Source organism: Stenotrophomonas sp. G106K1 (genome assembly GCF_037969685.1).
Classification (GTDB): domain Bacteria; phylum Pseudomonadota; class Gammaproteobacteria; order Xanthomonadales; family Xanthomonadaceae; genus Stenotrophomonas; species Stenotrophomonas lactitubi.
On the sequence record NZ_JBBPFR010000016.1, the window covers coordinates 1 to 18537 of the forward strand.

Genomic DNA, 18537 nt, shown 5'->3' on the forward strand with positions numbered 1-18537 from the left:
CTGCAAGTACGTCCTTGTAAGCTTGGCCGCGGCATCCATGCCGCGGACACCCCCGCAACCGGACCCACCCCGCCTTCGACAGGTCTCCGCGATCTGTCGGAATGGCATTGCCTGCCCCTGGTGGGTGTCGACCTTGGTCGACACAGTAGATCCACGCCATGCGTGGATGAATCCAAACGCGCCGACCAAGGTCGGCACCTGCCGGGTCAGAGTCCCCCCGGCAACCGGACCCACCCTGCCTTCGACAGTTTTCCGCGATCTGCCGGAATGGCATGGCCTGCTCTTGGTAGGTGTCGACCTTGGTCGACACGGTAGATCCACGCCATGCGTGGATGCATCCAAACGTGCCGACCAAGGTCGGCACCTACCGGATCAAAGACCCTGCATCTGTCGACCTTCGACAGGTCGCCGCGGCTGTTGGTAGGTGTCGACCTTGGTCGACACGGTAGATCCACGCCATGCGTGGATGAATCCAAACGTGCCGACCAAGGTCGGCACCTACCAGGTCAGAGTCCCTGCATCAACGCCATCTGTGCCGAATGCGGGGCTTCGTCGTGGGCCGGGGCGCGCTTGTGGTAGATGCCCTCGGCATCCAGCTCCCAGGCGTTGAGGTTGTCGTCCAGGTAGTTCTGCAGCACCTCGCGATAGACCCGCTTGGCCAGTTCCGGGTCGAGGATCGGGAAGCAGGTTTCCACCCGCCGCAGCAGGTTGCGTTCCAGCCAGTCGGCGCTGGCACAGTACAGCTCCGGTGCGCCGTCGTTGCCGAACCAGTAGACCCGGCTGTGTTCCAGGAAGCGGCCGACGATCGAGCGCACGCGGATGTTGTCCGACACGCCGGGTACGCCAGGGCGCAAGGTACAGGCGCCACGGATGATCAGGTCGATCTGCACCCCCGCCTGCGAGGCGGCGTACAGCGCACGGATCACCTGCGCTTCGTTGAGGGCGTTCATCTTGGCGATGATCCGCGCCGGTCGCCCGGCGGCAGCGATGCGCGTCTCGCGCTCGATCCTCGCCAGGATCCCGGTGTGCAGGGTGAAGGGCGACTGCAACAGGCGCTTGAGCTTCATCTTCGAGGCCAGCCCGGACAACTGCTGGAACAGCAGGTGCACGTCGTTGCCGATGTCGGCATCGGCGGTGATCAGGCTCAGGTCGGTGTACGCGCGGGCGGTGCCGCTGTGGTAGTTGCCGGTGCCCAGGTGCACGTAGCGGCGCAGCTTGCGGCCTTCGCGGCGCACGATCAGCAGCATCTTGGCGTGGGTCTTGTAGCCGACCACGCCGTACACCACCTGCACGCCGGCTTCCTGCAGCCGATCGGCCAGGCCGAGGTTGGCTTCTTCATCGAACCGCGCGCGCAGTTCGACCACTACGGTCACGTCCTTGCCGGCACGTGCCGCCTGGATCAGGGCATCGACGATCAAGGAGTCCTTGCCGGTGCGGTACAGGGTCTGCTTGATCGCCAGCACGTTCGGATCCAGCGCGGCCTGGCGGATCAGGTCCAGCACTGCAGCGAACGCGTCGAAGGGGTGGTGCAGCAGCAGATCCTTGCGCGCGGTGGTCTCGAAGATGCCGTCGCTGTCGCGCAGGGTGCGCGGGGTCATCGGCGGATACTTCAGGTCCGGCTGCGCGATCAGGTCGTACAGCTGGATGATGCGGTTGAGATTGACCGGTCCATCGATGCGGTACACCGCGTTCTCGGTCAGGCCGAAGTTCTGCAGCAGGGTGCGCACGATGTCGCGCGGCATGTCGTGGGCGATTTCCAGGCGCACCGCAGGACGGTAGCCACGGTCCACCAGCTCGTCGCGCAGGGCCAGCGCCAGGTTTTCCACTTCCTCCTCGTCCACCACCAGCTCGGAGTTGCGGGTGACACGGAACTGATAGGCGCCCAGCACTTCCAGGCCCGGGAACAACTCGTCCACGAAGGTGGACAGCACCGAGGACAGGAACACGAAGTTCTGCGGGCCGCCGAGTTTTTCCGGCAGCTGGATGATCCGCGGCAGCGAACGCGGTGCGCGCACGATGGCCAGGTGGCCGCTGCGGCCGAACGCATCGGTGCCCTTCAGCACCACCACGATGTTCAGCGACTTGTTGAGGATCTTCGGGAACGGATGCACCGGATCCAGGCCCAGCGGCGACAGCACCGGCATGATCTCGTTGCGGAAGTAGGCACGCAGCCAGCGCTTCTGGCGGTGGGTCCAGGAGTTGCGGCCGAGCACGCCGATGCCGGCCTCCATCAGCGCCGGACGCAGCGTCTGGTTCCAGCAGCGGTACTGCTGGTCCACCAGCTCGGCGGCGCGTTCGTGGATGGCATTGAGAATGGCCTGCGGGCTCATGCCGTCCGGGGCCGGCGGCAGGCCGAACTCCTGCGCATGGCGGACCGCAGCGGCACGGATTTCGAAGAATTCATCCAGGTTGGTGCAGGAGATGCACATGAAGCGCAGGCGCTCCAGCAGCGGCACCTGCGGGTCCATCGCCTGCGCCAGCACGCGGAAGTTGAAATCCAGCTGCGACAGTTCGCGGTTGATGTACAGCGCCGGGTCGCGCAACGGATCGCTGTCCGTGCTCACGGGGAGGGGGAGGGATCCGAGGCTGCTCATGGCGTCATTCTTCGAAGGAGGTCAGGGGGGCGGACTCACGCGGTCGCACGTGGTCGGCATCGAAATGGCAGGCGAACACCGAGCCCTTGCCGACCTCGCTGTCGATTTCCAGGCGTGCGTGGTGCAGACCAAGGATGTGCTTGACGATCGACAGGCCCAGGCCGGTGCCGCCGCTTTCGCGCGAACGGCTGCTGGAGACACGGTAGAAACGTTCGGTCAGCCGCGGCAGGTGCGTGGCGGGAATACCGTAGCCGGTGTCACGCACCGCCAGCACCACGCCGTCGCCCTCGCGGCGGAACTCCACCGCGATGCGGCCACCGGCCGGGGTGTAGCGCACCGCGTTGGTGACCAAGTTGGAGAAGGCGCTGTGCAGTTCCTTGGTCGAGCCCTGCAGGTCCACGCCGGCCAGGTCGTCGATGCTGATCTGGTGCCGGCCCTGGCTGTGCGCTTCGGCTTCGCGGCGCAGGGTGGCCAGCATGGGCTGCATCGCCACCGTCTCGGCCTCGCTGTGTTCCTGCGATTCCAGCCGCGACAGGGTCAGCAGGTCCTCCACCAACTGGGCCATGCGCTGGCTCTGCTTGCGCATTTCATCCAGCATCGGTCCGGTTCCCGGGAAATCCTCCGGGTCCATCATGTCCAGGTAGCCGTGGACCACGGTGAGCGGGGTGCGCAGCTCATGTGAAACGTTGGCCACGAAGTCGCGGCGTACCTGTTCCAGGCGCAGCAGCTTGCTGACGTCGCGGGCGATCAGCAGCCAGTAGTCGGACGAATAGGGAATCAGGCGCAGGTTCAGGCGGATCGCAGGATCGACCGGCGAAGCCACGTCCAGGATCGGTTCGGCGTTGCGGCCACCGGCCAGCCAGTGGGCAAGCGGCATCGGCTGCAGGCGTTCGACCAGGGCCTCACCCAGATCGCCGGGATGGTGCAGGCCGAGCAGCGCCGTGGCCGCTTCGTTGAACCACTGCACGCGCTGGCTGTTGCGGTCCAGCACCACCACGGCGTCGGGCAGCGCGGCGGCGGCGGCGCGATAGCTGCGCAGCATGTCCAGCAGGCGCCGCTTGCGCACGCGCATCTCGACCTGGTTGCGGTACAGCAGGCGGTCCAGTTCGTTCCAGACGCCGGTGCCCTCGGCGGCGGTGTCCCAGCGCTGGCGCGCGGTCAGCCGGCGCAGCACGCGGCGCAGCCGCCAGTAGTGCCAGACCAGCGTCGCCAGTGCCGCCAGCGCGATGCACAGCCACAGGTGGCCAGTGAACCATCCGACCAGACCGGCCAACAGCAACACGGTGGCCACGGTGGCCAGTGTCTTCAACCAGGCAGAGCGGATGTGGCGGGGCATTGCGGTCTCGTCGTGGGTTGCGGCGGTTCACGCAGGTGAACCGAGGGTTATAGCAGAGTTGCCGACGCCGGCACCGTGGGGTGCAAGGCGTCGGCACGACGAGGCTCAGGTTGCGGTGGAGAAGCGGTAACCGGCGCCGCGCACGGTCTGCACCATGTTCTCGGCGTTGAACGGTTCCAGCGTCTTGCGCAGGCGGCGGATATGCACGTCGATGGTGCGTTCTTCCACATACACGCTGCCGCCCCACACATGGTCCAGCAGCTGCGCACGGGTATACACGCGCTCGGGGTGGGTCATGAAGAAGTGCAGCAGGCGGTATTCGGTCGGGCCGATCGGCACCGGCTGGTCGTTGGCGAACACGCGATGGGCGGCGCCATCGATGCGGATCGAGCCGACCGCTACGCTGCCGTCCTCGTCATCGTCGCGGGCGCGGCGCATGACCGCACGGATACGGGCCAGCAGTTCGCGCGCCGAGAACGGCTTGACCACGTAGTCGTCCACACCGGCTTCGAGGCCGCCGACGCGGTCATTCTCTTCGCCGCGTGCGGTCAGCATGATGATCGGCACTTCGCGGGTCAGGGTTTCCTTGCGCCAGCGCCGGGCCAGGTCCAGGCCGCTGGTGCCGGGCAGCATCCAGTCCAGCAGGATCAGGTCGGGGACGCGGTCGGCGATGGCGGTCTGGGCCTCACGGGCGTCACCGGCGTGGACAGGTTCGTAATCGCCCTTGCGAAGGGCGAAGGCGACCATTTCGCGGATCGCGGGCTCGTCATCGACGATCAGGATGCGTTTCTGCACGATGGCACCGTAGGGCTCAGTTACTGAAGTGGTGCCAGTAGACTACGGTTTGATGACATGTTTGTGACTGCCTGGCCGGCATCTGGCATTGCTGCCATCTGCCGGTCATGCCGTGCTCAGCGGCGGTCCAGGTCCGGGTCCTGTATACCCTGCCGGCGCAGCTCGAGCACGGTGGGCGTGATCGATTCGATCCGCGCATCCACGCGGGCCCGGCCGACGTAGTCCAGGGCGGGGTTGCGCTTGAGTGCCTGCAGCTGCATCAGGGCCTGTTCCGGGCGCCCGCCCAGGAACGCTGCCTCGGCATAGGCCTCGCTGGCGCGGACACTATCGCCGGCCAGTTCACTGGCGCGGGCGTAGCGCTGCTGGAAGACCGGATCGTTACCGCTTTGCGACAGCAGCGGACGCAGCATCGCCTGTGCGCGCTGCCCTGCAGCCTGGCCGCCCTGCTCATTCAGGATTTCGGCATAGGTCAGCGCCACCGGCCGGCTGTTGGGGTGCTCGTGCAGCAGTTGCTCGAAGCGCGCATTGGCCTGGGTGGATTGGCCGGTGCGCGATTCCGCCTCGGCCAGGGCCAAGGCGACCCAGAGGCTGTCCGGGTGGGTTTTCAGCAGCTCGGTCAACGTCTGCCGGGCCTCGCTGGCACCGCTACGGCCGCCGCGCATGCTGGCCAGGGCCTGGCCGTAACGCTGGGCGTCGTCCAGGCCGTCCTTCTGCCGCCGCGCAAGATCGGCGTACTCGCGCTGCAGTTCAGCCGGGCTGTCGGCGCTGAGTACGCGCAGGCGTTCGCGGGCCCAGTTGAAATCACCACTGGCGCCGCGGCTGAGCTGGCCGATCGGCACCCGCAGCACGCTGCCGGGCAACAGCGGGTTGATGCCGCGCAGCAGCGGATCGCCCAGGGTCGGGTCGGTCGGATCCACCCGTTCCCTGCGCTCGCCGCTGGGCGTGCGCGTGGTCAGCAGCACCGTGTCCTTCTTCATCTGTTCGGCGCGGGCCTTGGCCTCGCTGATGCGGGTGGTGTTGACCGGGTGGGTGCGCAGGAAGTCGGGAACGCTGTAACCGCCGTCGTTGCCGCGCATCGCCGAGGACATGCGCTCGAAGAAGCCGGCCATCGCGTCCACGTCGTAGCCGCTGCGCGACAGCGTGCGGATGCCCAGCCGGTCGGCCTCCGATTCATTGGAACGGGTGTAGTCGATCTGCCGTTGCTGCATCAGGCCCATGCCCGAGCTGATTGCTGCCATTGTGGCGTTGCCCGAGGAGGAGCTGTTGCTGGCCTGGGCGGCAACCACCGCCGCCAGCATGCCGAGCAGGATCGGGATCTGGTCGCGCTGGGCGCGCTCGACCCCGCGCAGCACGTGCTGCTGGGTGACGTGGGCGATTTCGTGCGACAGCACCGCCGCCACTTCGTCCTCGCGCTCGGCCGTCAGCACCAGGCCGGCATTGACGCCGATGTAGCCGCCGAGGGTGGCGAAGGCGTTGATCTGGCGGTCCTTCATCACGAAGAAAGTGTAGGGCTGGCGTGGCTGGTCGCTGTTGGAACCGAGGCGGGTGCCCATGGTCTGCAGCCAGTCGTTGACCAGTGGATCGTCCAGCAGGTAGCCGTAGTTGCGCAGCTCGCGCAGCATCATCGCGCCGTACTCGGCCTGGCGGGCCGGGGTCAGCAGTTCGCCCGCCGAGGAGCCGATGTCCGGCAGCTTCTCCTGGGCCTGCGCCAGCGGGGCGGCCAGGGCCAGGGTCAGGGCAGCGGTGAGCAGCAGGGGTCGCAAGCGGTCGGTCCTCGGGCAGAGTCTGCCCAGCGTGGCAGGGCAGGGGGCAACCATTCGTTAATCAATCCACAGTGTTGCGGGCGTGGCGTGGAAATTCCAGCGCACCGGTACCATATATGGACCGTCGATCCATCGTGGAGTTTCCCGTGACAGCCCAGTCCGCCGGCGCTACCCCCGCCATCACCATCTATTCCACCGCCGTCTGCCCGTACTGCGTGGCCGCCAAGAACTTCCTCAAGAGCAAGGGCCAGCAATGGACCGAGGTCCGCATCGACCTGGACCCGGTCGAGCGCGAGAAGATGATGGCCAAGACCCGCCGTACCAGCGTGCCGCAGATCTTCGTGGGCGACGTCCACGTGGGCGGCTACGACGACATGATGGCCCTGCACCGTGAAGGCAAGCTCGAGCCGCTGCTGGCCGGGCAGGGCCAGGCATGAGCGCGGCCGACGACGCCAGCAAGGACCGGATCGCCGAGTTCACCGATTTCCGCAAGCGCATGAATGAACGCATCCTGGGCGAGCCGAACCAGGTGGTGCGCCGCTTCTTCGCGCTGGACACGCAGACCTACCAGGCCGGCGCGCTGGACGTGAAGACCAAGGAGCTGCTGGGCCTGGTGGCCTCGATGGTGCTGCGCTGCGACGACTGCATCAGCTACCACGTGGCCCAGTGCAAGGACGTCGGCGTTACCCGTGAAGAGTTCTTCGAGACCTTCTCGGTCGGCCTGGTGGTCGGCGGCTCGATCGTGATCCCGCACCTGCGCCGCGCCGTGGACTTCCTCGACCAGCTGGAAGGTGGCGCCGCCGCCCCGGCCGCGCACGAGCACTGAGCCCGGCCGCTACCGCGAACCAGGCTCTCTGGTAATGCCGGCCGCTGGCCGGCATCCAGTGGACCCGAATTGGCAGAGGTTGCCGGCCAGCGGCCGGCATTACCCGGGCATGCGCCGGGCCTTTCCCGCAACCCAACAGCCCAGGAGCCCCCTTGTTGTTCAAGGGGGCGCGCCGAAGGCGTGGGGATAAGGTGGGATGCGCGGGCAATTCTGCCTTACCCGGCTCGGACTAATTGCCTATTTGGGGTCTCCGAGCCGGGTAAGGCATAATTGCGGGTGAAACTTCCTTTGCGCCGGCGTTTCCGGGCACGTCCGGACGGCGTTTTTCCCCCTGTTCGGAACATCGATCAATGACGCAGAAAATTACGGTCATCCGCGGCGACGGCATTGGCCCGGAAATCATGGACGCCACCCTGTTCGTGCTCGACCAGCTCAAGACTGGCCTGGAGTACGAAGACGCCGACGCCGGCCTGGTGGCCCTGGAGAAGCACGGCGATCTGATGCCGGCGGTGACCCTGGAATCGATCGCGCGCAACAAGGTCGCGCTGAAGAGCCCGCTGACCACGCCGGTCGGTGGTGGCTTCACCTCGATCAACGTCAGCCTGCGCCGCCACTTCGACCTGTACGCCAATGTGCGTCCGGCCCACACCTTCCCGAACACCAAGTCGCGTTTCGAGAACGTCGACCTGATCACCGTTCGTGAGAACACCGAAGGTGCGTACCTGGCCGAAGGCCAGGAAGTGTCGGCCGACGGCGAGACCGCCTTCTCCGGCACGCGCATCACCCGCAAGGGCTCCGAGCGCATCGTGCGTTACGCCTTCGAGCTGGCCAAGAGCACCGGCCGCAAGAAGGTCACCGCCGTGCACAAGGCCAACATCATCAAGTCGACCTCGGGCCTGTTCCTGGCCGTGGCGCGCGAAGTCGCCGCGCAGTACCCGGACATCGAGTTCCAGGAAATGATCGTCGACAACGCCTGCATGCAGCTGGTGATGCGTCCGGAACAGTTCGACATCATCGTCACCACCAACCTGTTCGGCGACATCATTTCCGACCTGTGCGCCGGTCTGGTCGGTGGCCTCGGCCTGGCCCCGGGTGCCAACATCGGCAAGGACGCGGCGATCTTCGAAGCCGTGCACGGCACCGCACCGGACATTGCCGGCCAAGGCAAGGCCAATCCGTGCGCCCTGCTGCTGGCAGCGGCACAGATGCTGGACCATGTCGGCCAGCCGGAAAATGCCGAGCGCCTGCGCAAGGCCATCGTGGCCACGCTGGAAGCCAAGGATTCGCTGACCGGCGACCTCGGCGGCACCGGCAACACGATGGGCTTCGCCAAGGCGATCGCCAGCCGCCTGTAAGCAGCGGCTCGACCCCGGTCGGATCCACAGCGGGGCGCCTTCGGGCGCCCCGTTGCGTTTCACCACCTCCACAAAAATTGATCTGTGCGCGTTTCGCACAGATCATGTGCTCCGATGCAGCTGGTTCGTGCGTTCAATGCTCCTCATCCTGTGCCGACTTTCCCTCGCACAGGAGCTTGACCATGAACCTCGCTGCTTTCGGCCTGGCCAGCCTGATCGGCATGGCGGCCACCACCCCGGCGGCCGCCGCCGAGTCGTCCCATCCCACCATCCGACATATGGTCGGCGCCCCGGCTGCCACCTCGCTCGACGCAGCGAAGACGGCCGTGCTGGTGATCGACTTCCAGAACGAGTATTTCGATGCCAAGGCCGCAGCTGGTTTCGCCGGCGGTCGCATGGTCATTCCCGATGGCATGGCGGCCCTGCGGCAGACGCGCCGCGTGGTCGACTTCGCCGATGCCAACGGCATCCGCGTGATCCATGTCCAGCACGTGTTGCCGCTCGGCGCGCAGCTGTTCGCAGAGGGCAGCGTCAATGCCGCCTTCCACCGTGACATGCAGCCGCGCAAGGGCGAGACTGTGGTGCAGAAGGACAACGTCAGCGTGTTCGCCGGTGCCTCGGCAGCGGTATTGGACAAGGCGCTGAAGGATGCCGGTATCGACACCCTGATCGTCACCGGCCTGCAGACCCATGCCTGCGTTGCCGGTGCTGCACGCGATGCCGCTGCAGCGCCGCGCGGCTATCGGGTGATCGTGGCCTCCGATGCCTCTGCCAGCCGCGATCTGAATCTGGCCAATGGCGGGGCCATCGGCCATCGCGCGTTGCATGAAGCGTCGCTGGCACAGATCGAGGATGCCTTTGGCGAGGTCATGACCACCTCGGCGATCCTGGCGCTGCCGGTGCGCAGGGCCGGCGACGACGCTTGATAAGCTGGCGGGGTCCGCAGCTTGCGGGCCCCGCCCACTGGAGCGCGCTGCCGATGGATCATTTCGCCGCCCTGCGAGCCCTGCGCGTGATCGTCGAGGCCGGCAGTTTCACCGCTGCCGCCGAGCGGGTGGGTACCACCCATTCGGCGATGTCGCGGCAGCTGCGTCAACTTGAAGAGCACCTGCAGGTGCGGCTGCTGGATCGCAACAGCCGGCGGTTGTCGCTGACCGAGGCCGGGCGCGACTACTACCGCGAGGCGGTGGCGCTGCTTGACCGGCTGGAGGCCGCCGATGACCGCGCGCGGGCCGGCCAGGCCCAGCCCAGCGGGCGCGTGCGGGTCAGCGTGCCGCAGGTGGTCGCCAGCCAGGAGTTGCCGCATTGGTTGCCTGGCTTCCTGGCGCGCTATCCGCAGGTGGCACTGGAACTGTCGGCCGACGATCAGCTGGTCGATGTGGTCGGCGGTGGCTTCGATCTCGCCCTGCGCATCGCACCGTCCTTGCCTGACAGCCAACTGGTCGCCCGTGAACTGGCGCGATGCCCGCGCATCCTGGTTGCGGCACCGGCCTACCTCGCCCGGCACGGACTGCCTCGACAGGTGGCCGATCTGCACAGCCACACGCTGTTGGCATTCAACCCGGTTGCGGCGATGACGCCGTGGCAGCTGCACGGGCCGCGTGGTGCCGTCGTCAGCGTGGAAGCAGGCCAACGACTGCGCGTGGACGCTACGCCGGCACTGTATGCGGCCGTGCTGGCCGGCATGGGCATCAGTCTGTTCACCGCGCTCACGGTGCAGGAAGACCTGCGCGCCGGCCGGTTGATCCGCGTGCTGCCCAGCTGGCACGGTGGCACGCGCTGCTATTTCGCGCTGTATCCCCATGCGCGTGCGCTGGCGCCGAAAGTGCGCGCGCTGGTCGATCATCTTGCCGCGCATTACGCTGCAGCGTCGGGTGCGGCAGGGTAATCGCACGGCAGTGGTGAGGAATGGGGATGGAGTCGGTGTATCTGCTGGTCGCGCTGGGCGCGATCGTCGCGGGGTTCGTGCAGGGCCTGTCGGGATTCGCGTTCGGCATGGTCGCGATGTCGTTCTGGGCGTGGGGGCTGGATCCCCGGCTTGCGGCGACGCTGTCGGTGTTCGGCGCGCTGGTCGGCCAGTTGTTGGCGGTGTTCACCGTGCGCCGTGGCTTCAACCTGCGCCTGCTGCTGCCGTTCGTGCTCGGCGGGTTGGCGGGCATTCCGCTGGGCGTGCTGGTGCTGCCACAGCTGGACATGGTGTGGTTCAAGGCGCTGCTGGGAGGATTCCTGGCGCTGTGGTGCCCGGTGATGCTGATGGCGCGTTCGTTGCCGCCGGTCACCGTTGGCGGTCGGTTCGGTGACGCGCTGGCCGGCATGGCTGGCGGTGTGTTCAGCGGCATCGGTGGCTTCGCCGGGCCGGTGCCGACGCTGTGGAGCACGTTGCGTGGCTTCGGCAAGGACGAGCAGCGCGCGGTCATCCAGAACTTCAACCTGGCGATGCTGGCGGTGACCATGGCTACCTATGTCGGTACCGGCATGGTGACCCGGCAGATGCTGCCGTACTTTGCCATCGTCGCGCCGGCAATGCTGGTGCCAACGCTGCTGGGGGCGAAGCTGTATATCGGCATCAGTGAAGCGCGTTTCCGGCAGATCGTGCTGGGTCTGTTGACGGCCTCCGGCGTTGCCATGCTGGCCTCTTCGTTGCCGTTGCTGCTGTCCCGTGGGGTGGCGGGATGAGGGCTCAGGCGGGCCGCAGCATGCGGAAGCGTTGCTCGGCGGTGATCCGGAAATAGTCGGCCGGTCCGCCGCCGCGCAGGATGGTGTCGCTCGCTGCAGTGTCGTAGATGCCGTCGACGAGCAGCCGCGTATCGATATGCACGGCGACCACTTCTCCCAGTACCAGCCAGCCATTGGTGTCGTTACCGGTCGCGTCGCGCAGGCGTACGATCTGCGTGCAGCGGCACTCCATGCTCACCGGGCTCTGCGCCACGCGCGGCGGTGCAACCTGCTCCGAGGCCAGCGGTGTCAGCCCCGCCAGTGCGAACTCGTCCACTTCGGGCGCGACTGCGCGGCAGCTTTCGTTCATTGCCTGGGCCAGATCGAATGTGGCGAGGTTCCAGACGAACTCGCCGGTGGCTTCGATGTTGCGCAGCGAGTCCTTGCGCCCCTGGCTGCTGAAACCAATGATCGGCGGCGTGTAGTTGAAGGCGTTGAAGAAGCTGTAGGGCGCCAGGTTCACATTGCTGTCGGCATCACGACTGGAGATCCAGCCGATGGGGCGCGGGCCGATGATGGCGTTGAACGGATCGTGCGGCAGGCGATGGCCGTCGGCCGGGCGATAGCTGTGGAAGCGGGGAGGGATGGTATCTGCCATGGGTGTGTTTCCGGGGGAGGCGAGCGTGCTCGACGCTACAAAAAAGGCCGCGATCCCGACGGATCGCGGCCTTGTCGTTTACAGCATGGATTGGATCAGCGCTGCTGGATCTTCGACAGCAGGCGCAGGAACTCCACATACAGCCAGACCAGGGTCACCATCAGGCCGAATGCGCCATACCATTCCATGTACTTCGGTGCGCGCTGGGCTGCGCCGGTTTCGATGAAATCGAAGTCCAGCACCAGGTTCAGCGCAGCAACCACCACCACGAACAGGCTGAAGGCGATGCCCCAGCCGCTTGAGGAATGGATCAGCGGCACCTGGATGTTGAAGAACGACAACACGAACGAAGCCAGGTACAGCAGGGCGATGCCGCCTGTGGCAGCGACCACGCCGAGCTTGAAGTTCTCGGTGGCCTTGATCACGCCGCTGCGGTAGGCGATCAGCAATGCGAACAGGGTGCCGAAGGTCAGCAGCACCGCCTGGAAAACGATACCCGGGAAGCGCAGTTCGAACAGCGCGGAAATCGCACCCAGGAACAGGCCTTCGACCAGCGCATACATCGGCGCGGTGACCGGCGACCACTCCTTCTTGAAGATGGTGATCAGGGCCAGGACCAGGCCACCGATCGCGCCGCCCATGGCGTACAGCTTGGCGCCGGCCATCACCTGGCCATAGTCGTCCACGCTCTGGTTCCAGGCGAAGGCGGCGGTCAGCACGGTCAACAGCAGCAGGAGGCCGGTCTTGTTGACGGTGCCGTTGATGGTCATGGCCTGGTCGGGGCTGGTCACCACCGAGCCACTGGCCAGATCGAGGAAGGTCGACTCGGAAAGAGCCGGGTTACCGCTGCGCATGCGAGGTCTCCGTGCGAAAAGGGGGCGATTCGGCCATCCGGCCGATGGCTGCGAGCATAGCCGATGGCTGCGTAATCTGTGGTCATGGCGGGGCGGGCAGGGATTGCGCGTTGACAGTTCGCACGGCGCTTGGCCACAATGGTCAGCTCCCCGGGTTCACGCCCGAGGGGATTGCAACACCGGGGTATAGCGCAGTCTGGTAGCGCGCCTGCTTTGGGAGCAGGATGTCGGGGGTTCGAATCCCTCTACCCCGACCAATCCACATCACGTCGGATTGGACGCCGTTCCGGTTCGGGCGCCCGTAGCTCAACTGGATAGAGCACCGGCCTTCTAAGCCGGCGGTTACAGGTTCGATTCCTGTCGGGCGCGCCATTGGTTGGTGCGACACCGGAACGTAGCTGGCGGATGTGAAGAAGTGCTTGCAAAAGCCTGTCGACTCCACCAGAATGTCGGACTCGCTTCGGCGGACCGGAACTTCGGTGACAGTCCACGGGCAACGTATCAAGCTTCAGCGTCGGCAGCATCGACGGTGAAGCGAAAGTTTCAGTGGTGGCTGTAGCTCAGTTGGTTAGAGTACCGGATTGTGATTCCGGTGGTCGGGGGTTCGAATCCCCTCAGCCACCCCACTGATTCAACCGCATCGGCAACGCCGAAACGGTATTGCAATAAACAGGTCGCCGGCTATAATGTGCGCCTGAGTTTCAGGGCTGTTAGCTCAGTTGGTAGAGCAGTTGACTCTTAATCAATAGGTCCAAGGTTCGAATCCTTGACAGCCCACCAAGACAGAAGCCATCGGGTCCGCCCGGTGGCTTTTTTCTTCAAGATGTAACCCTTCGCGATGGATCGCTGGTTGCAGTGCTTGTTTCAACCAGGTTGAAGAAAGTACTTGCAACGCCCTCGCGGATCGGGGCATAATTTGCCCCCCGATTTCGGGCTGTTAGCTCAGTTGGTAGAGCAGTTGACTCTTAATCAATAGGTCCAAGGTTCGAATCCTTGACAGCCCACCAGACGAAAGCCACTTGGTCCGCCAAGTGGCTTTTTTCTTTATGTCTCCGCTGGCGTGGAGCCGGCTGGAGGATAGCCCCCTTGAGTCAAGGGGGCGCGGCGAAGCCGGGGGGATGTGGGTGTTGGTGAGAGGGGCCCGCGCGGTGCGCAGCAGCGCGTGGGGCGGCAGCGCGAATGCGCAGCCGCGTCCCCAAGGTTCGAATCCTTGACAGCCCACCAGACGAAAGCCACTTGGTCCGTCAAGGGGCTTTTTTCTTGCCTTCGGCAGCATCTGTGGATCCCCGTCATCGTCATGGGTGGATGACGCACGCAGTGATGGATTCATCCACGCACGGCGTGGATCTACTGAAGCGCGGCTGAAATCAGCGTCAAATGCGTCATCGGCATGTTCAATGCTGTGAGCTGCTTCTCACCGGTTGCCGCCGGCATCGCTCCCAATAGGTGTTCCGCGCCGAAGGCGCATGCATGAGGAGTGCTTCGATGGCAGTCAGCAAGAGCGTGGGCGTGATCCTGTCCAGCGTGGTGGTGATCGCCCTGTCGGGCTGCAGGGCGGACGACGCCGCCACTGCCGGGGCCGCACCGGATCACGCGCAGACGGTGGAGCGTGCTGCGGATGTCGAGCATGTTCCCGCGAAACCGGTGGTCGACGCCGCGATGGTGATGCGTCCGGCCCAGGCGACGGGGGAGGGGGCGTCTGCGGATGCGGATGAAATGAAGCGCTCTGAAGACGGCGCGACGCTTGAGGCCCGCAAGCGCGATGCGGCGATGGGCAGCGATGGTGCGGCGTCGGAGCAGGTACAGCCCGCACATTGATCCGATGACCCGGGTCGGCACCCACCGCCCGGGCCGCTTTCCCTATCAAATGGCGTATTAAGCTTTGTGGAAGCCTTCCGCTTTCCGCCCCCGCCTGCAACAATGAACACCTGAGCCGGCCACGCGAAAGTGGCGGAATTGGTAGACGCCCTGGATTTAGGTTCCAGTGCCGCAAGGCGTGGGGGTTCGAGTCCCCCCTTTCGCACCAGGCCGGCCCGTCCCCCGCCCAGTCGGGCATTCCGCGTCAACCCCTGCGCCCGGCCATGCTGGCGGCGCCGCCCGAATTGGGCGAAACTAAAGGGCTGCGGCAAGCAGGCGCGTCATCGACGTCGTGTCCTTACAACCGTTTCATCCATCATCGAGCCGGGGGCCAGGGCGCCACCGGTGGCAGGAGTCAACATGCAAGCTTCGATCGAAACCATCGGCAACCTGGAACGCCGCCTGAGCTTCTCGCTGCCGGAAGACCGTCTGCAGAGCCACATCAACGGCCGCCTGGGCGAAATCGCCCGCACCACCCGCATCAAGGGTTTCCGTCCGGGCAAGGTGCCGGCCAAGGTGATCGAGCAGCGCTTCGGCGCGCAGGTCCGTGGCGAGGCGCTGGACGGCCTGCTGCGCGAAACCTTCGACGCCGCCGTGCGCGAGCATGACCTGCGCATCGTCGGCAGCCCGCGCATCGACAAGGGTGACGAGGGTGAATTCTCCTTCGTGGCCACTGTCGAAGTGGTGCCGGACTTCGGTGACATCGACGTCAGCAAGCTGACCGTCGTGCGCCACACCGCCGAGATCACCGATGCCGACATCGACCAGATGATCGAGAACCTGCAGACCCAGCGTCGCAGCTGGTCGCCGGTCACCCGTGCCGCGCAGGACGGCGACCTGGTCGCACTGGAAACCTGGTCGCAGGCCGGTGACGAGCGCCTGCCCGCGGAAGGCACCGAGAAGGGCAGCATCGTGCTCGGTCAGGGCATGATGTTCGAGGCCATCGAGCAGGGCCTGGTCGGCATGGCCAAGGACGAAGAGAAGGCCCTGGACGTCGAGTTCCCGGCTGACTGGCGCGTGCCGGCGCTGGCGGGCAAGACCGTGCAGGTCACCGTCAAGGTCACCGACATCTCCGAGCCGGTCGTGCCGGCGGTCGATGAAGCCTTCATCAAGAGCTTCGGCGTGAAGGGCGGCGACGTCGAGCAGTTCCGCAGCGACATCCGTGCCAACCTCGAGCGCGAGCTGAAGGGCGCGCTGATGAACCGCCTGCGTCGTGAAGTCGGCGAGCAGCTGATCGCGGCGTACGCTTCGGTGGAAATGCCGCCGCGCCTGGTCGAAAACGAAGCCCGCGCCATGCTGGCCCAGCAGGTCGAGCAGATCCGCCGCAGTGGCCGCAACCCGGGCGAGATCCCGGCCGACGCCCACGAAGGCTTCAAGGACGCTGCTGCCAAGCGCGTGCTGGTCGGCCTGGTGGTCGGCGAAGTGGCCCGCAGCAACGACCTGCGCCTGGAGCCGAAGCGTCTGAATGAAACGATGCGTCTGATCGCTTCGACCTACGAAGAGCCGGAGCAGGTCATTGAGATGTACCGCAACGACCCCCAGCTGATGTCTGGCCTGCAGAACCGCGTGATGGAAGAGCAGGTGATCGACTGGATCGCCGAGCGCGCCCAGCACACTGAAGAAAAGCTGTCGTTCCAGGACGCGATCCGCCAGTAATCCCTGGCCGATTGCCGGATACCCCGCGCCAGCCCTGGCGCGGGGGTGTTTCCCCCCAAGATAGGTACCTCACGAAATGGACAACCGAACCAAAGCCCTGAACATGGTTCCCATGGTGGTCGAGCAGACCAGCCGCGGCGAGCGTGCCTACGACATCTATTCGCGCCTGTTGAAGGAGCGCCTGATCTTCCTGGTTGGCCCGATCGACGATCACATGGCCAACGTGGTGGTGGCGCAGCTGCTGTTCCTGGAAGCGGAAAACCCGGAAAAGGACATCAGCATCTACATCAACTCGCCGGGTGGCGTGGTCACCGCCGGCATGGCGATCTACGACACCATGCAGTACATCAAGCCGGACGTGAGCACCATCTGCGTCGGCCAGGCCGCCTCGATGGGCGCGCTGCTGCTGGCGTCCGGTGCAGCCGGCAAGCGCTATGCGCTGCCGAACTCGCGGGTGATGATCCACCAGCCGCTGGGCGGCTTCCAGGGCCAGGCCACCGACATCGACATCCACGCACGCGAGATCCTGACCCTGCGTGCGCGCCTGAACGAAGTGCTGGCCAAGCACACCGGCCAGTCTCTGGAGACCATCGCGCGCGATACCGAGCGCGACAACTTCAAGAGCGCGGTCGATGCGGTCGCCTACGGCCTGGTCGACCAGGTCCTGGAGCGTCGTCCGGAAGAGTCGATCCAGGCCGGCTGACCGGCACTCACGGGGCCATGGCAGGCCCCGTTCCTGCAGGGTCGGGTGGACTGATGTCCTTCCGGCCCTGTGTTATTCTCGAATCGAACCCCCGTTCAGCGGGTGGCGTAACTGGGTAAGCGAAGCATGAGCGAAGACCGCCAAGGTCGTTCCACGGACACCGGCAAGATCCTCTACTGCTCTTTCTGCGGCAAGAGCCAGCATGAAGTGCGCAAGCTGATTGCCGGTCCGAGCGTGTTCATCTGCGATGAGTGCGTGGAGCTGTGCAACGACATCATCCGTGAGGAGCTTGAGGAAAAGGCGCAGTCGGCGCGCAGTTCGCTGCCCAAGCCGCGCGAGATCCTCGAGGTGCTCGACCAGTACGTGATCGGCCAGAACCGCGCGAAGCGGACCTTGGCCGTGGCCGTGTACAACCACTACAAGCGCATCGAGAGCCGCCAGAAGAACGACGAAGTCGAGCTGGCGAAGTCGAACATCCTGCTGGTCGGTCCGACCGGTTCGGGCAAGACCCTGCTGGCCGAGACCCTGGCCCGCCTGCTCAACGTGCCGTTCACCATGGCCGACGCCACCACGCTGACCGAAGCCGGTTACGTGGGCGAGGACGTAGAGAACATCATCCAGAAGCTGCTGCAGAAGTGCGACTACGACGTCGAGAAGGCACAGCAGGGCATCGTCTACATCGATGAAATCGACAAGATCTCGCGCAAGAGCGAGAACCCGTCGATCACCCGCGATGTGTCCGGCGAAGGCGTGCAGCAGGCCCTGTTGAAGCTGATCGAAGGCACCGTGGCCAGCGTTCCGCCGCAGGGTGGGCGCAAGCATCCGCAGCAGGAATTCCTGCAGGTGGACACCAAGAACATCCTGTTCATCTGCGGCGGCGCGTTCGCCGGGCTGGACAAGGTGATCCAGCAGCGTTCCAACGACGCTGGCGGCATTGGTTTCGGCGCCAAGGTGAAGAGCAGCGAGCGCAAGCAGGAAGTGGGCAAGGTGCTGGCCGAAGTGGAGCCGGAAGACCTGATCAAGTTCGGCCTGATTCCCGAGTTCGTTGGCCGCCTGCCGGTGGTCGCGACCCTGGAGGAGCTGGACGAGCCGGCCCTGATCCGCATCCTGACCGAGCCGAAGAACGCCATCACCAAGCAGTTCAAGAAGCTGTTCGAGATGGAGAACGTCGAGCTGGAGTTCCGTCCGGACGCGTTGTCGGCCATCGCCAAGAAGGCGCTCAAGCGCAAGACCGGCGCCCGTGGCCTGCGTACCATCGTCGAATCGGTCCTGCTGGACACCATGTACGACCTGCCGTCGCAGGAAAACGTCAGCAAGGTTGTCGTGGATGAATCGGTGATCGAGCACAAGTCCGAGCCATACCTGATCTACCAGACCCCGCCGGCCCCTGAACAGAAGGCCGCTGGCGCCGAATGATTCTTCCAACTTGTTGAATAGAAAGAATTTTCTCGGAACGTCTTGCATCTGAAAGCCGATGGCCCCATA

The 18537-nt window shown here is 65.4% G+C and carries 16 protein-coding genes and 6 tRNA genes; 16 read left to right on the top strand and 6 right to left on the bottom strand.

Features of this window, described 5'->3' with window-relative positions; translation table 11 throughout:
* Nucleotides 1–506: 506 nt before the first annotated feature.
* The 4 genes from ppk1 to WKB25_RS14300 form a co-directional block, all read right to left on the bottom strand.
* A complete protein-coding gene (ppk1, locus tag WKB25_RS14285; RefSeq protein WP_099819168.1) occupies nt 507–2594 on the bottom strand; it encodes a polyphosphate kinase 1 in 2088 nt (695 codons plus the stop codon).
* Between the two features lie 4 nt (nt 2595–2598).
* Entirely contained in the window at nt 2599–3930 is a 1332-nt protein-coding gene (gene phoR, locus WKB25_RS14290; protein WP_340571328.1) for a phosphate regulon sensor histidine kinase PhoR, read from the bottom strand.
* A gap of 105 nt (nt 3931–4035) precedes the next feature.
* Complete coding sequence (gene phoB, locus WKB25_RS14295; RefSeq protein WP_089239076.1) at nt 4036–4725, bottom strand: phosphate regulon transcriptional regulator PhoB; 690 nt, start codon at nt 4723–4725, stop codon at nt 4036–4038.
* 116 nt (nt 4726–4841) lie between these two features.
* Nucleotides 4842–6542, bottom strand: coding sequence for a M48 family metalloprotease (locus WKB25_RS14300; protein WP_340571331.1), 1701 nt, complete (start codon nt 6540–6542; stop codon nt 4842–4844).
* Between the two features lie 92 nt (nt 6543–6634).
* Here WKB25_RS14300 and grxC point away from each other — a divergent pair, with 92 nt between their 5' ends.
* The 6 genes from grxC (at nt 6635) to WKB25_RS14330 (ending at nt 11345) form a co-directional block, all read left to right on the top strand.
* A complete protein-coding gene (grxC, locus tag WKB25_RS14305) occupies nt 6635–6925 on the top strand; it encodes a glutaredoxin 3 (protein WP_025878124.1) in 291 nt (96 codons plus the stop codon).
* Complete coding sequence (locus WKB25_RS14310; protein WP_340571333.1) at nt 6922–7314, top strand: carboxymuconolactone decarboxylase family protein; 393 nt, start codon at nt 6922–6924, stop codon at nt 7312–7314. Before grxC ends, WKB25_RS14310 begins: the two co-directional genes overlap by 4 nt.
* A 350-nt stretch (nt 7315–7664) precedes the next feature.
* On the top strand, nt 7665–8669 hold the full coding sequence (locus WKB25_RS14315) for an isocitrate dehydrogenase (RefSeq protein WP_099819170.1): 1005 nt from the start codon (nt 7665–7667) through the stop codon (nt 8667–8669).
* A gap of 182 nt (nt 8670–8851) precedes the next feature.
* The gene (locus tag WKB25_RS14320; RefSeq protein WP_340571335.1) at nt 8852–9595 is read left to right on the top strand and encodes a cysteine hydrolase; all 744 of its coding nucleotides are present in this window, start codon (nt 8852–8854) and stop codon (nt 9593–9595) included.
* Between the two features lie 53 nt (nt 9596–9648).
* Complete coding sequence (locus tag WKB25_RS14325) at nt 9649–10557, top strand: LysR family transcriptional regulator (RefSeq protein WP_340571336.1); 909 nt, start codon at nt 9649–9651, stop codon at nt 10555–10557.
* 26 nt (nt 10558–10583) lie between these two features.
* Nucleotides 10584–11345: a sulfite exporter TauE/SafE family protein gene (locus WKB25_RS14330; protein ID WP_340571337.1), complete on the top strand. Its 762-nt coding sequence runs from the start codon at nt 10584–10586 to the stop codon at nt 11343–11345.
* Nucleotides 11346–11349: 4 nt separating this feature from the next.
* Here the strand turns inward: WKB25_RS14330 and WKB25_RS14335 are convergent, their stop codons facing one another.
* Both WKB25_RS14335 and WKB25_RS14340 read right to left on the bottom strand, forming a co-directional pair.
* Nucleotides 11350–11982 carry a flavin reductase family protein gene (locus tag WKB25_RS14335; RefSeq protein ID WP_340571338.1) on the bottom strand — a complete coding sequence of 211 codons (633 nt, stop codon included), beginning with the start codon at nt 11980–11982 and terminating at the stop codon, nt 11350–11352.
* Between the two features lie 95 nt (nt 11983–12077).
* Nucleotides 12078–12836 (bottom strand): Bax inhibitor-1/YccA family protein, encoded by a 759-nt coding sequence (locus WKB25_RS14340; protein WP_089239090.1) that lies wholly within the window; start codon nt 12834–12836, stop codon nt 12078–12080.
* A 180-nt stretch (nt 12837–13016) separates the two neighbouring features.
* Between WKB25_RS14340 and WKB25_RS14345 the strand changes: the two genes are divergently transcribed.
* The 10 genes from WKB25_RS14345 (at nt 13017) to clpX (ending at nt 18468) form a co-directional block, all read left to right on the top strand.
* Nucleotides 13017–13093 (top strand) — tRNA-Pro (locus WKB25_RS14345).
* 38 nt (nt 13094–13131) lie between these two features.
* A tRNA-Arg gene (locus WKB25_RS14350) sits at nt 13132–13208 on the top strand.
* 177 nt (nt 13209–13385) lie between these two features.
* A tRNA-His gene (locus WKB25_RS14355) sits at nt 13386–13462 on the top strand.
* Nucleotides 13463–13540: 78 nt separating this feature from the next.
* Nucleotides 13541–13616 (top strand) — tRNA-Lys (locus WKB25_RS14360).
* A gap of 151 nt (nt 13617–13767) precedes the next feature.
* A tRNA-Lys gene (locus WKB25_RS14365) sits at nt 13768–13843 on the top strand.
* A gap of 478 nt (nt 13844–14321) precedes the next feature.
* The gene (locus WKB25_RS14370) at nt 14322–14654 is read left to right on the top strand and encodes a hypothetical protein (protein WP_340571340.1); all 333 of its coding nucleotides are present in this window, start codon (nt 14322–14324) and stop codon (nt 14652–14654) included.
* A 123-nt stretch (nt 14655–14777) separates the two neighbouring features.
* A tRNA-Leu gene (locus tag WKB25_RS14375) sits at nt 14778–14862 on the top strand.
* A gap of 191 nt (nt 14863–15053) precedes the next feature.
* Nucleotides 15054–16349: a trigger factor gene (gene tig / locus WKB25_RS14380; RefSeq protein WP_340571343.1), complete on the top strand. Its 1296-nt coding sequence runs from the start codon at nt 15054–15056 to the stop codon at nt 16347–16349.
* Between the two features lie 76 nt (nt 16350–16425).
* Nucleotides 16426–17052, top strand: a complete 627-nt coding sequence (gene clpP / locus WKB25_RS14385; protein ID WP_025878142.1) for an ATP-dependent Clp endopeptidase proteolytic subunit ClpP — start codon at nt 16426–16428, stop codon at nt 17050–17052.
* 126 nt (nt 17053–17178) lie between these two features.
* Nucleotides 17179–18468, top strand: a complete 1290-nt coding sequence (gene clpX, locus WKB25_RS14390; protein WP_099819177.1) for an ATP-dependent Clp protease ATP-binding subunit ClpX — start codon at nt 17179–17181, stop codon at nt 18466–18468.
* Nucleotides 18469–18537: the final 69 nt, after the last annotated feature.

Excerpts from the sequence above, each read along its gene's own strand:
- ppk1 (WP_099819168.1), bottom strand. The coding sequence starts at position 2,594 with ATGAGCAGCCTCGGATCCCTCCCCCTCCCCGTGAGCACGGACAGCGAT.
- tig (WP_340571343.1), top strand. The coding sequence starts at position 15,054 with ATGCAAGCTTCGATCGAAACCATCGGCAACCTGGAACGCCGCCTGAGC.
- WKB25_RS14330 (WP_340571337.1), top strand. The coding sequence starts at position 10,584 with ATGGAGTCGGTGTATCTGCTGGTCGCGCTGGGCGCGATCGTCGCGGGG.
- clpP (WP_025878142.1), top strand. The coding sequence starts at position 16,426 with ATGGACAACCGAACCAAAGCCCTGAACATGGTTCCCATGGTGGTCGAG.
- phoR (WP_340571328.1), bottom strand. The coding sequence starts at position 3,930 with ATGCCCCGCCACATCCGCTCTGCCTGGTTGAAGACACTGGCCACCGTG.
- WKB25_RS14315 (WP_099819170.1), top strand. The coding sequence starts at position 7,665 with ATGACGCAGAAAATTACGGTCATCCGCGGCGACGGCATTGGCCCGGAA.
- WKB25_RS14320 (WP_340571335.1), top strand. The coding sequence starts at position 8,852 with ATGAACCTCGCTGCTTTCGGCCTGGCCAGCCTGATCGGCATGGCGGCC.
- WKB25_RS14310 (WP_340571333.1), top strand. The coding sequence starts at position 6,922 with ATGAGCGCGGCCGACGACGCCAGCAAGGACCGGATCGCCGAGTTCACC.
- WKB25_RS14370 (WP_340571340.1), top strand. The coding sequence starts at position 14,322 with ATGGCAGTCAGCAAGAGCGTGGGCGTGATCCTGTCCAGCGTGGTGGTG.
- clpX (WP_099819177.1), top strand. The coding sequence starts at position 17,179 with ATGAGCGAAGACCGCCAAGGTCGTTCCACGGACACCGGCAAGATCCTC.
- WKB25_RS14335 (WP_340571338.1), bottom strand. The coding sequence starts at position 11,982 with ATGGCAGATACCATCCCTCCCCGCTTCCACAGCTATCGCCCGGCCGAC.
- WKB25_RS14325 (WP_340571336.1), top strand. The coding sequence starts at position 9,649 with ATGGATCATTTCGCCGCCCTGCGAGCCCTGCGCGTGATCGTCGAGGCC.
- WKB25_RS14340 (WP_089239090.1), bottom strand. The coding sequence starts at position 12,836 with ATGCGCAGCGGTAACCCGGCTCTTTCCGAGTCGACCTTCCTCGATCTG.
- WKB25_RS14300 (WP_340571331.1), bottom strand. The coding sequence starts at position 6,542 with ATGGTTGCCCCCTGCCCTGCCACGCTGGGCAGACTCTGCCCGAGGACC.